Raw genomic sequence first — 12,818 nt, forward strand, 5'->3', positions numbered from 1 at the left:
GTGTTGATCTGTCTACCAGGTAATAAAGGCTGTACACCTCAATAACGGGCTTCCCTGTTCTTTATCTGTCTTTCTCAAGAAATACCGTATTGACCTTCATTTATTGATTCCATGTTGACTTTGAGGTACAAAAAATACATCGTCTGGCGCATAACCCACCCGACGATGTATTCAACATGTACATTCCGTTATGCCTTACTCGGTTTCTCTTTATTCCCGGTTGCCACGGGGTTATCTCTGTTGCTACTCCAATCATTTCAACTAAAGAATTCAGCATCCGTCGTTCCGTCTGAAATTGTACGCTATACGACTGATTGGCTCTACCTCGTTACAATAGTGATCGCTTTCCTATAGTAAAAATATCTTAATGATATTTTTTTCCTGAGTTGGTTGATAAAATAATAGAGTTGCTAGATAATGTTTAATAATTTAAAATTATTAATACTTAAAATCTATAAGGAGCGAACTGTATGATGTTACTACGTATTTATAGCCAGTTAGGAACTTTAGCTTCCTTAATTGGAGTTATTTTTTTACTACCAAAAAAATCAGGTGAAGGAACAAGTGTTTGGATAATCATATTTTCAGTAGTTGCAGTTATTGCATTTATAATATCAATATTTCTTGAGATCAAACTACATCAAAAATTAACAGGAAAAAAAGTGGGTGGAACCAGAAATATTAGAGACTATATGTATGACTGGATCTCCAAGCCGGGAGTTGCGTTTATTTTCACTAGGGATCTAAGCTGGGTAAATGATGATGAAATGAAAGAAATGTTAAGAAGAAAAGCCAATAACAATGAACTTCATATTTGCATGGCTGATAGAAATAGCATCGCTTCTGAGTTAGAGAACAGTGGCGCTAAAATATATACATACAGTTCTTTAAACTATACATTAAAATCCAGATTTACATTTATGAATATAGATAGAGCAGACTGCAGAGTTGCTATTGGTAAAGAGATTAATGGTGTTAGATATGTTGAAGAACTAACGTCGAGTAATGCTCCGCATTACTGGGTTCTAAACGACTTAATGGAAATATTACGAAGGGTTGTAATTTCAGAAAAGGAGATAAACCATCAAAATGAACAAATACCGGTCGGTTCCGCCCAAAGATAACAATCAGTTATCTAGTGAGTGGGATGCAATAGCATTAACACGTGCCGAACAAATAGAAAAGAATATTGATATAAGTTTTAAACATGTACTCTTACCCTACATAGAAAGCAGCTTAATGGCACATTCACGGAGATTAGTTCTTGATATTGGTTGCGGAACAGGATTTCTAACTTACCAATTATCAAAAGTATGTGATCGTATTATTGGTGTTGATTTAAGTAATAAAAGCATACAAATTGCAAAAGAAAAGTTTTCCACATCAAATACCACATATTTCCTCACTTCGATTGAAGATTACTCAATTAGTGTAACACGCAGTATGTTTTCTTTGGCAGTTGCGAATATGACATTAATGGATGTGAAAAATTTATTCGAGGTCGTTAATTCTGTATCCAAAGTTCTAATGAATGGCGGGCACTTTATTTTCACCATAACCCACCCTCACTTTTGGCCATTTTATTGGGGATATTACGATGAACCATGGTTTGACTATAAGAAGGAGATTTTTATTGAAGCTCCATTTCATATCTCCTTAGACTCGTCTAATAATAATATTACTACTCACGTCCACAGACCGCTTGAAATGTATATCAATACATTAACTAACAATGGATTTGTAATTGATGAAATTAATGAGCTTATGCCCGAAGATACAAAGGTACAAGAAAAGTATAATACAGCATGGAAATATCCACGTTTTCTTGGTGTTAAGTGCCATCTAGAGAAATAAATAGTTTGTCATCTAAACTGGTCCCCATAGACTGGACACTTTTTTTCAGTGTCTAGTCTATGGGGACCAGTTTAGAATTATTTTCCATAATATTTTGCGTAAAAAATTGTGTCATTTTTGATACGGTTTAGCGCGATTGATACCCAACGCTATATGTTGACTTATGGTTGATTGGTTCTAACAATTTGCGATGGTTGGTTCAATGCATATCTATGTTCACTGCAAAAAGTATGCAACACACTCTAAGAGATCATTAAAAAATGCTTTGTTAAACAAATTGTTGACCCGATGTTGACCTTAACGCATTAAAAAATACCGAGCAACAGCATCCCTATCGCCGTGCTCTGCACTCACCTTTACAACTACTTTCCGTCTTTCCTCCCTTACTCATCCCCCACCGCAACCGCATTCCCCTCATCGCTACTCCAATCGCTCCAACTTCCCGCATACAGCTTCACATTCTTGAAGCCTGCGGCTTCAAGAACCAGCACGTTTGGCGTAGCGGTGACGCCGGAGCCACAGTAGACGATGATTTCATCGTCGGGCGACAGGTTGGCGAAGCGCTCGCGCTGTTGCTCGATCGGCTTCAGCAAGCCGTTCTCGTCGAAGCCGTCCTTCCAGAAGCGGTTGATCGCGCTCGGCACATGGCCTGCCGCCTTGTCGATGGGCTCTACTTCACCGCGATAGCGGGCGCCGTCGCGCGAGTCTATGATCGTCACACCGTCAAGACCGATCCGCTCGCGCACATACGCGGCATCGACTACGATGCCCTCCGTCACACTCGGAGTGAACACGGCAAATTCCACAACCGGTACTTCCTTCGTTACCTCACCGCCGCTGGCAAGCCACTCCGAATAACCACCTGCCAAAATGTACGCTTCGGCTTCATGACCGGCCCACTTTAATAACCAAAGCAGGCGCGAAGCATAGGCATCGCCTTCATTGTCATAAGCGATAACCGTGGTCTTTTGGCCAATGCCCATTTTCCCAAACGTAGCTGCCAGCGTCTCCGGCTCCGGCAGTGGATGGCGCCCGCCCTCCCCATTCTCGCGCTTTGGACCAGACAAGTCCTTGCTGAGGCTCGCGTATTGCGCGCCCGGCACATGGCCCTCGTCATAAGCGAGCTTGCCCGCCGCAGAGTCCATTAACTGATAACGCGCATCCACAATGATAAGCGGCGCTCCCGCAGCCATTTGCTCTTTCAACCATTCCGTCGTTTGATAATATCCCGACATATCGATCATCCTCCCGGTAAATGTGTACCTGCTTGTATCTGTTATTTTCTCAGATTGGCGACCCTTCGCGCAATGTGCTGACCATATAAAAAAAGAGCGCGAATCCCTCCGCGCCCCGTTACATTTCTATTTCTCCAGACTTGCTGTCAGAACTGTTTGCCGCTGCTCGTTGTTGCTCACTTTGACGTGGATGACCTTCTTTGTCTGATGCCCTTGTCTGTCGGTAATGACGATTGTGATCTCATCCTCTTTCAGCTCATCCGGATAATCGTCCAGCTGCATATGCCCGATTCCGGCACTGCTTTCGCCAGCTGCCAGCGCTCGTCCTTCATCGCTATTCGGCTCCACAGCCTTTTGCCCAGAGGCGCCGAGGAAGTGCGCGTAGTTATTCTCGGAAGCCCATTGATACATATTTTGCGGCGTCCAACGGTACCAAATATCCTTGTAATCGCTGAAATTCTCGTCAAAGTTCATCGTCATGCTCTTCGAGTAAAGCTTGCTGAAATCGGCGATAGAGATTTGACGTTCCTCGTCAAAGGTCTGATAGACTTCGGAGTTCCAATACTTTTCCTCCTGCGTCTTCGTCCAGTCTGCCGCATACAGATACTCGTTTTTGGAGCTGATCTCGATCTTCGCAATATTATTGCCCTCTATATAAAACTCCAGCTCTGGCCTTGCCTGAATTTTGCTTACAGTTGTCCCATATTGATCGGGGCTTTTCCCATAATCCGCAAGCCGGAATACAGCGCCGTCCTCGCCGATCTTCACATCAATGGCATATGCCGTCTTCTGCTCTCCAAACGGAAGGTTTAAAAAAACAACGAGAGCCACTGCCAGGCTAACTGCCGAAATTACCCACCTTGCACGCAGCCGACGACCAGGAGAACGTTCGGGCTTCACCCTAGGTTGATAATTTATAACATTCCGCCGCATTCGCTCTTTCTGCACCTCGTCGGGCGTCATCTTCTCGAAAAAACCCGCCAATTCGTCCTTATTCATCCCAATCAGCTCCAATCTCCAGCTTCAGCCGTTTTCTCGCGTTTCTCATTTGCGACTTCACCGTATTCACATTGATGCTCAGCATCTCCGCGATTTCCGCCACCCGGTAGCCCTCGTAATAATGTAAGTATAAAAGGAGGCGATGCGCCGAAGGCAGCTTCCGCAAATGCTCCGCCAGCTCCAACTCGCCATTCAATGAAGGATGACTTCTTGTTTCCAGCATCCATTCTTCCAGCGTCCCTACCTTTTTTCTCCACCACTTGCGCAGCATATCCCGGCAATGATTCCGGGCCGTCACAATGAGCCAAGCCTTCTCATGCTCGGTTTCCGAGAACGTCTTTCCGTTTTCCATCAGCTTGATGAACACCGACTGGGCCGCGTCCTCCGCATCCTGCCGATTGCCCATCAGCGAGAAACAGACCCGGTAGACGACGTCGATATGGCGGTCATACGCCGAGTTAACGTCTTGTGCAACCCGATTCGTCGGCGTGTCTGGCATACTCTCAGCATCTATTTTTCTTGCGAACAACATCGATAGAATCACCCGCCTCATCCCCCCCTTTCACCTACAACACGATTGATACAGGCAAACGGTTTTCTTCCTATTCAACAAAAAATGATTCAGCGCCTGCCGCCTACGAAAAAAAAGCCCGCTTCATGAGCGGGCCTTCACACCATTCTTACTTATTTCAACCTCTTCTTTCGACTCAAAACCGGAATCGGGCTTCAAATCGGTTTATTCCTGCACCGCTTCCTTATTGACCGGCATGCCCGCCTCCACCAAAGAGCGGTTGCGAGCGAAAAACAACGTCATAACAAGGGTCAAGATTCCGGTGCCGACCAGCAGCCATTCAATGTCAACGATATCCGAGAGCGGCCCGAAAATCAGCATCCCGATTGGCATCATCGAGGTGGAGATCATCCCGAATACGCCGAAAATGCGGCCGAGAAAGTTCGGGTCGATTTTTTCCTGCAGCATAACGGTCGTTGGGGTATTGAACATCGGCATGGCGAGGCCGAAAATGGTCATCACCGCCAGGTAGATCCAGAATACGGGCACAAGACCCAAAACCAACGTGCATGCCCCCATAATCAATCCCGCCAGCGCCATCGTATGCACTTTATTGCGGAAGCCGCCCCACCATGCGATTAAACCGCCACCCGCCATCATGCCCACGGAAAACGTAATTTCAATTGCCGTCAAACGCCAGTAATCGTCTCCGAAGCTGCGAGTCACCTGCAGTGGCGTTAAGAAGGCGGCCGGGGCCATCAGTACAAAGAATACGGCGAAAAAAGAGAAGAACGTCTTCAAGAAGCGATGCTCTTTAATATAGCTGATACCTTGCTTAAAATCGTCCATATAGCTCGTCGTATGACCGTCGGCTGCTTTTTTATGCAGCGGAATTTTCAGGAATGTCAGAACGGTAAAGATAGCCATCGCTGCCGTCACGACATCAATAAAGAAAATAATTTCAATGGTCGCCATCGTCAGCAAGGTCGCGCTTATGATCGGAGCCACAAACATCATCAGCGCTTGAAGGCTGCCGTTAATGCCGTTAATTTTCGTCAGCTTATCCTCCGGTACGATTTGAGGCAAAATGGCCGCCACGGCCGGCGTCTGAACACCCGCTCCGAGAGCACGTACAGCAGAGATGGCGAACAACAGCCAAATCTCTTTATAGCCAAGCAAAAAGGTAATGGCAAGAATCAGCGTCACAAACGCAATCATCCCATCGGCTATTACAATCAAATACTTGCGGTTAAACCGATCCGCCCATACGCCCGCAAAAGGCGAAAGCAGAAAGGTTGGAATAAAGCCGCAAATAATATACAGCGTCATCATCATGCCCGATTGCGTCGTAAGCGTGATATACCACATAATCGCATATTGAACGAGCGCAGAGCCGAATAATGATATCGTTTGGCTGCTCAGGAAAAGCGTGATGTCCCTTTTCCAATGTTTGCTCTTATACTCTTCCGTTTGAGTCATAGCTTAGGTAATTCCCTTCTGTCCGTTATGTATTTCATTCTCAATTCCTTATAAAAAAGCCTGATGCGAAGCTTCGGGCAATTCTCCGGCTCCTTCCTTTTATTCTTCTCCTTTTAACGGGACTTGCAGACTTCTTTCAAGCAGCAACGCGAAATCGCCCCATCCAGATTATACTAGAAACCGCAGCCCAAGGCTTCATGATCTTTCGTGAATTTCCCGTAAAAAAAGACGAGTATCCGATCCCTCTCGGACACTCGTCTCGCCCATCATCCCGTCGATTAACGCTGCAATTCCTCGAGCAAAACGTCCAGTCTCGCCATCGTCGAGCCCATGCCTTCCAGCATGCCCATGTCGAGCACCGTCCGCAGCGCTTCCTCCGAAATGTACGTCGCCGTATTAATCAATTTGGTCGTACGGTCGTCCAGCTCTACAAACTCAAGCGCAACGAGCGTCTCCGGCAAGTTAGCGTCAATATTGCCTTCAGCGTCGGAGAACCAGTCCTTGTATACGATTTTTTCCGGCGGCTGAATTTCGATGTATTCGCCCAGCCCCCACGATTCCATTCCGTAAAAATCGCCCTGCGCGCGGTCCTCGCATTTCATGCAATAATGCCATTTGCCGCCCGGACGGAAGTCGACCTTGCATACCGGAACCGACCAGCCCTCCGGTCCCCACCATGCCGACAAATGTTCGGCTTCGGAATAGCATTTGAACACCAACTCGCGCGGTGCTTTAAAAATCCTTTCAACAATAAGTGTGTTACCTTCTACTCGAGTAGTTGCCGCATTCGTCATCGTCTTGCCTCCTAATGGATTTATAATTTGTTCTTGTCTGCACTTTGCAGCTTCTGCAAATAATCGTCCAAGTTGTCGTAACGCTGTTCCCAAACTTCACGATACGATTCCAGCCAAACGTCCATGGCCATGAAAGGCTCGGGGCGCAGTGTGCAAATTCGCCGGTTGGCGTCCTTCCTCACGTCCACGATACCCGCATCGTTCAACACCTTTACATGCTTGGAGGCTTGCGGCTGGCGGAGTCCCAGCTTTTCCGCTATCTCGCCGATCGTTAGCTCAGCTCCGCGAAGCAGCTCGACGATTAGCAGTCTGCTTGGTTCCGCTAAAGCGTTAAGTATGCTCGCATCCATTGATCCACACCATCTTTTGCTCATAAATTTAGGTTTGAACTTAATATAGCATATAAAGAATATTCCTACAAGTGAATATTAATGAAAGAACTAGCCAATAATAAAGGGACTGCCTCTGACCAAAACGGCCTTGCAGCCCCTTTATTTAACGGCCTAAAACTTGACCGCACCCTCTATTCCATTCGGATAATCATTGTTAAAATGACAGAAATGGAGGGAATTACATGTCAACGAAATTGCGAATTTGTATTGTCGTTATTACGATATTTACTGTACTTCCGCTTATCCTCTTAACCGCCTGCAAAAGCGATGCCGGACGTTTGCCGCTCAAGCAAGAAACGGCGCATGCCGGCTTTTATAGTCCGAATGACAATTCAAATGAATCAGTAGCTTCGCTTGCCGAAGTGTTCGAGGAGAACTACGAACGGCTAGCTGATCTTTTTCGTTATACAGCTGAAGACAAAACGATTGTTCATGTATATACAGACAGGAATGCGTTTCGCAAAATGATCGGTCGCGACACAGAAGGTACGTACGACGGCCGGGATCGTATGATTAAAGTGTATACACCTGCAGATTTAAGCGATGAGGGAGTAAAGCGCCATTATAACGAGCAGCTTGTTCACGAGTTCGTTCATCAGATTATACAACAGCTCAGCCCAGACGTTGGCAAAGTCAAATGGCTGGACGAAGGGACAGCTTATTATGCGTCAGGGCAATTAGAGGAAGAAATGCAGCGAAAGACGGCCTATTACGATATCCCGACTCTCCAGCAGTTCGCAGACCCAGGATACTTCGACCAAGAAGGCGGGGCAGCTTATTTTTACAGCGGTCTAGTGGTCAAATACATTGCCGATACATATGGAGTCGATACATTGAACGAAATCATCCGGCAGCCGGATCTGGAGCATGTTGAGCAAATCCTAAAAATGTCGATCGATCGATTTTTCGATGCATGGCATGACACCATGTTAAATAACTAATTAATACTTGGCATAAACGTGTCCTTAATTCCCATTAATCCATCTCCGAAGATGATGGAAACGGGATGGGATTCCTTGCCGTCTGCCAGGGACACACGATATTGAAAAGGGCCACTATATTCGAACTGGAGCTTATCGGTCGAACCGAAATACAAACGATACATCTCCATTAGCTTGCTTGCAGTAGCATCTGGTACGTTCAGATCATCAGCCTGGAGAAAACCAGCTAATTTGTTGGCATCCCCGACTTTCAGCCATTTTAGATAGTCCGATATATATTCGTCCGCAAAAACCAAATAAGAGAAATAAGCCCAACGATATTGGTAGTGATCCCCCGCATCCGATAAAAAAATCGGCTCTCGTATGGTGACGGCCGCATCATTTTTCGTCCCGTTCAATCGGTAAACCACAGCATCCGCGTAAAAACCATCTTCAACAACTTTCTCATATCCGACCGTTCCTAAGTCGAGCTCAAAATTGATTTTCTCCATTGCTTTCTCCGCAAGCTTGTCGTTCATCCTGTTCTGGTAGTAATCAGGATCCGTTGCTTGCAGCAAGTTCTTTAACCTCGCAGCATCCTGGTTATTGATGACTTCTACCAATTTGTCCATCACTAATGCTTCACGGCTCTTTGCGGCGTTCGCAACAACTTCCTTTTCAGCAGAATCTATCTTGGAAAAATCCTCAATTGCCTCCGTCGAGACATTGAAAGTGAACTCGCCTTCAAATCGAGCATCGTTCTCGCCGTTCCATTGGAAGGTGGCTCGCAATTTATCGTTGCCAAGCCATTTTTTCGGTTTCACGTATCCATCCGGACGTGAATCGTTTATCGTTGCCTCTTCTCCCCAAGCGGAACGAAGGGCATCTAACTTTGGCAGTGCGATTTCTTTGTTATTTTGAACATCCACAATTACGGTCTCGCCGTACTCACGGGCTTCATAATAGACAGCAACAAATCGACTATCCGCCGACCACTCGAATAATTGCTTATAATATCCGGGTTCTATCGTCCAAACCGTATGCTTGGCGCTGACGTCTCGGATTCGAATACCTTCAGCCGACAACAGTCCGCCCGCAGTTATGCCCGCGCTTTGTCCGTACGATTCGATCATATATTTGCCGTCGGGAGATATCTGGCTTGCTAGTGTAACGACCGATTCCGACGCCCCCTTTGTTGAAGGAACGGGTCGTGCGGCTATCCATACGATCAAAACAACGATCGCCAAACTTAGAATCGCAATGGTTGCTTCCTTTTTTCCAAATCGCTTTTTCACCTTTCGATACCTCCGCACTTTTGCTATCAGATGTAGGAACCCGAAGCATGCAACTTATTGTTGTTTGACGTAACAAATATGGAAAATGTTCCTTATCTCTAGTCACGTATCTGTGGTCTCAACAAATAAAAAAACAACCCCGCGTAGTTTAAATACACGGAGTTGTTCTATTATTCGAAAATGGGTTTGGTCTCTGACGTTAGACGTTAAACGCTGGAACCGGACGCAACAGCCGCACTGCCAATTCGCGTAGCCTCAGCGACTTCAATTAAGCGGCCGCTTTTTACATTGTAGATATAGCCGTAAATCGGAATGTTACGCGGCACAAGCGGATGAGTACGAATCCGTTCCACATCATCTACGACGCTTTGCTCCAAATCGTTGAACGGCAGAAACTCGAGGAAACGAGCCGCTCTGGAGCCCGGTCCATGGCCTACGTCCTTCCATCCTTCAGCTGTCAGTGCGGCAGTCTCGAGACTATTTTCTAATAGCCCACGAATCGTGTCGTTGCTGAACGTCTCCATGCCGCAATCGGTATGATGTATGACAAACCACTCTCTAGTTCCCAGCAGCTTGTAGGAGATAACAAGCGAGCGAATCGCATCGTCACTAGCCCGTCCACCGGCATTGCGAATAACATGCGCATCGCCTTCGGCTAATCCAGCGAACTTAGCAGGATCCAATCTAGCATCCATACAGGTCAGAACCGCAAATCGGCGGGCAGGCGGAATAGTCAACTCTGCCTTCTCTCCAAAAGATTCCGCATACGCTTCGTTAGCGGCCAATACCTCTTTCAACACATCGCTCATAAACTTGTTTCCCTCCCATAATATATCATTCCAATTGTATTACTAAGAATTAATTTACATCGATTAGTATAAATTGTCAACGTAAATGCAATTGGAACTAAAAAGGGAGGTAATAGGCGCCGAGCGGGAGGTGTTGAGGAAATATTCGTCCGAAGAAATACGTTTAATCGAGAACTGAGCGAAGGCAATGGTTTTACCCATAAAATCTATTTAAATATGGCGTCAATGCTCTCCCGATCATAATTCAGTATCCAATCATTTCGTTTCAAATACAGCTCCTGCAGCGCATCCCTCGAATGAGATACGATATCTAATCCTCGGTTGTCATAGAAGTAAAAAATAGTATGCCTGGTCCTATTAATAATGAACATTTGATGTGGGTTAAACAAAATCTTATGATGCTTCAGATCAGAAGCTTTACATTGCAGGACATATTGATAAGACTCCCATCCTTCGTCCTCTTCATCATCAGCTTTATGAATAGAGACGCAGTTAAGACTCCGTAAAACCTGTGGATTACGAAAAGAATGGTCAAAAACTTTACGCCGGACGGGCTTGATTCCTTTTCGTAAGAGATAAACATTTACAACTATTAGAATATCGTCATCAGCTTGATGAACATCTTTGAAAAGAGCAAGCGCGCGATGATGCACCTGTTCTTCGTAAGCTTCGTCCGATACAGAAGGATCTGGATTTCCAATCTCAAATCTAATGCCAAAATCAGCATTATAAAATAACGGCGATTCAAGCTGAAGCCGATTGGAATAAAAATCCTTCATATAGCTTTCCAATACAGTTATAGAATCTATGAATGTTCATCCTTTCTATTCATCCCTCTGCAATAATAAAGCGATAAGACGACGTCCTTCATGTTGTCTTATCGCTTATTTTAACTCATTAATTACCGAACGACGGGCTCTGTCTCGCTACGATCATACTCTTCTCTAGCTTTCGTTACCGCGGAGTAGTGGTTAGATGCCCACTCCTTTAGCATTCGCAGATTAGGAATCAATGTTTCTCCAAGCGGGGTTAACGTATACTCCACGATTGGAGGAACCGCAGGCGTTACTTTCCGGCTAACCAATCCATCCCGCTCCAACTGCCGCAACGTTTGCGTTAGCATTTTCTGTGAAATGCCTTCGATGCGCTTTCTTATTTCTCCATACCTTATGGTTCCGCTCTCTAAGGAATAGATGACTAGAGCTGTCCACTTATTGGATATAATCTCCAAAACATGACTATAGCTGCACGCCGCTAAGGATATGTCTCCAGACTTCATATAGCCCGCCTCCTTACTCACCTTTGGGTGCGTAACCGACCTAAAAGTGCCGTCTAGCTACATCTTAGTATATGACTTAATCTGTGTCTAGATTGATGATAAGGAGAGATGTCCAATGAAAGCTTATGTTCTTCAAGGAGGATTTGGCCTTGATCATATCGTTGAAATAGATCGCCCAATCCCAACTCCTGCCCGTGGTGAAGTCCTTATTCAAATGAAAGCCGTATCTCTGAACTCGCGCGATATAGGAGTCATTGATGGATTTTACAACCCTGAACTGAACGAGCCGCTCATTCCAGTATCCGATGGAGTCGGCGAGATCGTCTCCTTGGGGGAAGGTGCCAGCAAATTCAGTATTGGAGAGCGCGTAAGCCCGATTTTTACTCAAAGCTGGAAGTCAGGCGAGGCTACCCAAGAGAATTGGATTTCCACGTTAGGTTATCCTCTTCAGGGACTGCTCGCGGAATATGTTGTGCTGCCTGAGGAAGGGTTAGTTCGCGTGCCCCAGCATTTGACGGATACTGAAGCGTCAACTTTACCATGCGCCGGGGTTACCGCCTGGCATGCGATCGTTGAAGAAGGACAGGTGAAAGCTGGAGATACGGTTGTCGTCCAAGGTACCGGCGGCGTTTCCTTGTTCGCCCTTCAGTTTGCTAAGCTCCAAGGTGCCAAAGTAATCGTAACGTCTAGCAGCGATGACAAGCTTTTGCGCGCAAAGGCTCTAGGGGCCGATCATGGCATTAACTACAAGAAAACAGCCGAGTGGGACAAAGCTGTATTAGACTACACACAAGGAAAAGGGGCTGATCATATCGTCGATGTCGGGGGAGGAACAACGCTTAATCGTTCCGTCTCTGCGTTAAAAGTAGGTGGTCAAATTAGTATCATCGGCATTCTGACGGGTGCTGCTGTTGGAGATTTAGCTATAGTCCCCGCTATCCTTAGAAGAGCAAAGCTTCAAGCTATTAACGTAGGCAGTCGGACGATGTTTGAGAACATGAATGCCGCGATCGTTCATCATCGTCTACGTCCTGTAGTCGATTCAGAGTATCCATTTGATCAAGCCGTTAATGCTTTCTCCCATTTCGCGAATGGCTCTTATTTCGGCAAGATTGCCGTCAAATTCTAAAAACGCCATGCTCGCCTTGCCGGTGCAAAAACCAGCTAATGGTATGTCAAGTGTAGCTTTTTGAAATGCCTCAGATTTGCTATACTGAAAAACAGGTATAACAAATAAACCTCCATCTCATG

At 45.8% G+C, this 12,818-nt stretch carries 14 protein-coding genes; 4 read left to right on the plus strand and 10 right to left on the minus strand.

Going from position 1 to position 12,818, the window contains the following annotated elements; all coding sequences use genetic code 11:
- The first annotated feature begins 470 nt into the window (after nucleotides 1-470).
- Both ACFVTB_RS05420 and ACFVTB_RS05425 read left to right on the plus strand, forming a co-directional pair.
- Nucleotides 471-1,124 (plus strand): hypothetical protein, encoded by a 654-nt coding sequence (locus ACFVTB_RS05420; RefSeq protein WP_387746145.1) that lies wholly within the window; start codon nucleotides 471-473, stop codon nucleotides 1,122-1,124.
- The gene (locus ACFVTB_RS05425) at nucleotides 1,090-1,854 is read left to right on the plus strand and encodes a class I SAM-dependent methyltransferase (protein ID WP_387746147.1); all 765 of its coding nucleotides are present in this window, start codon (nucleotides 1,090-1,092) and stop codon (nucleotides 1,852-1,854) included. Before ACFVTB_RS05420 ends, ACFVTB_RS05425 begins: the two co-directional genes overlap by 35 nt.
- A gap of 383 nt (nucleotides 1,855-2,237) precedes the next feature.
- Here ACFVTB_RS05425 and ACFVTB_RS05430 read toward each other — a convergent pair whose 3' ends face one another.
- From ACFVTB_RS05430 to ACFVTB_RS05455, 6 genes are all read right to left on the minus strand, one after another.
- Entirely contained in the window at nucleotides 2,238-3,089 is an 852-nt protein-coding gene (locus ACFVTB_RS05430; protein WP_387746149.1) for a sulfurtransferase, read from the minus strand.
- Between the two features lie 126 nt (nucleotides 3,090-3,215).
- On the minus strand, nucleotides 3,216-4,088 hold the full coding sequence (locus ACFVTB_RS05435) for a hypothetical protein (protein ID WP_387746151.1): 873 nt from the start codon (nucleotides 4,086-4,088) through the stop codon (nucleotides 3,216-3,218).
- The gene (locus ACFVTB_RS05440) at nucleotides 4,081-4,632 is read right to left on the minus strand and encodes an RNA polymerase sigma factor (RefSeq protein WP_387746152.1); all 552 of its coding nucleotides are present in this window, start codon (nucleotides 4,630-4,632) and stop codon (nucleotides 4,081-4,083) included. The genes ACFVTB_RS05435 and ACFVTB_RS05440 overlap by 8 nt, the downstream gene beginning before the upstream one ends.
- Nucleotides 4,633-4,824: 192 nt before the next feature.
- Nucleotides 4,825-6,078, minus strand: coding sequence for an MFS transporter (locus ACFVTB_RS05445; protein WP_387746154.1), 1,254 nt, complete (start codon nucleotides 6,076-6,078; stop codon nucleotides 4,825-4,827).
- 278 nt (nucleotides 6,079-6,356) lie between these two features.
- Nucleotides 6,357-6,872 carry an SRPBCC domain-containing protein gene (locus ACFVTB_RS05450; RefSeq protein ID WP_387746156.1) on the minus strand — a complete coding sequence of 172 codons (516 nt, stop codon included), beginning with the start codon at nucleotides 6,870-6,872 and terminating at the stop codon, nucleotides 6,357-6,359.
- A gap of 20 nt (nucleotides 6,873-6,892) precedes the next feature.
- Nucleotides 6,893-7,222 carry an ArsR/SmtB family transcription factor gene (locus tag ACFVTB_RS05455; RefSeq protein WP_387746157.1) on the minus strand — a complete coding sequence of 110 codons (330 nt, stop codon included), beginning with the start codon at nucleotides 7,220-7,222 and terminating at the stop codon, nucleotides 6,893-6,895.
- 224 nt (nucleotides 7,223-7,446) lie between these two features.
- Between ACFVTB_RS05455 and ACFVTB_RS05460 the strand changes: the two genes are divergently transcribed.
- Nucleotides 7,447-8,205: a gluzincin family metallopeptidase gene (locus ACFVTB_RS05460; RefSeq protein WP_387746159.1), complete on the plus strand. Its 759-nt coding sequence runs from the start codon at nucleotides 7,447-7,449 to the stop codon at nucleotides 8,203-8,205.
- On the opposite strand, the gene ACFVTB_RS05465 is transcribed toward ACFVTB_RS05460, so the two are convergent.
- The 4 genes from ACFVTB_RS05465 to ACFVTB_RS05480 form a co-directional block, all read right to left on the minus strand.
- Entirely contained in the window at nucleotides 8,202-9,479 is a 1,278-nt protein-coding gene (locus ACFVTB_RS05465; protein WP_387746160.1) for a hypothetical protein, read from the minus strand. The two genes, ACFVTB_RS05460 and ACFVTB_RS05465, sit on opposite strands and share 4 nt — an antisense overlap.
- Nucleotides 9,480-9,685: 206 nt before the next feature.
- Nucleotides 9,686-10,288, minus strand: coding sequence for a beta-class carbonic anhydrase (locus tag ACFVTB_RS05470; RefSeq protein WP_387746162.1), 603 nt, complete (start codon nucleotides 10,286-10,288; stop codon nucleotides 9,686-9,688).
- Nucleotides 10,289-10,494: 206 nt separating this feature from the next.
- Nucleotides 10,495-11,067 carry a DUF3885 domain-containing protein gene (locus tag ACFVTB_RS05475; protein WP_387746163.1) on the minus strand — a complete coding sequence of 191 codons (573 nt, stop codon included), beginning with the start codon at nucleotides 11,065-11,067 and terminating at the stop codon, nucleotides 10,495-10,497.
- 122 nt (nucleotides 11,068-11,189) lie between these two features.
- Nucleotides 11,190-11,567 (minus strand): winged helix-turn-helix transcriptional regulator, encoded by a 378-nt coding sequence (locus tag ACFVTB_RS05480; RefSeq protein WP_387746165.1) that lies wholly within the window; start codon nucleotides 11,565-11,567, stop codon nucleotides 11,190-11,192.
- Nucleotides 11,568-11,682: 115 nt separating this feature from the next.
- Here ACFVTB_RS05480 and ACFVTB_RS05485 point away from each other — a divergent pair, with 115 nt between their 5' ends.
- Nucleotides 11,683-12,696 (plus strand): zinc-dependent alcohol dehydrogenase family protein, encoded by a 1,014-nt coding sequence (locus ACFVTB_RS05485; RefSeq protein WP_387746167.1) that lies wholly within the window; start codon nucleotides 11,683-11,685, stop codon nucleotides 12,694-12,696.
- The last annotated feature ends 122 nt before the right edge of the window (nucleotides 12,697-12,818 follow it).

This window comes from Paenibacillus sp. NPDC058071 (genome assembly GCF_042885235.1).
Classification (GTDB): Bacteria; Bacillota; Bacilli; order Paenibacillales; family Paenibacillaceae; genus Pristimantibacillus.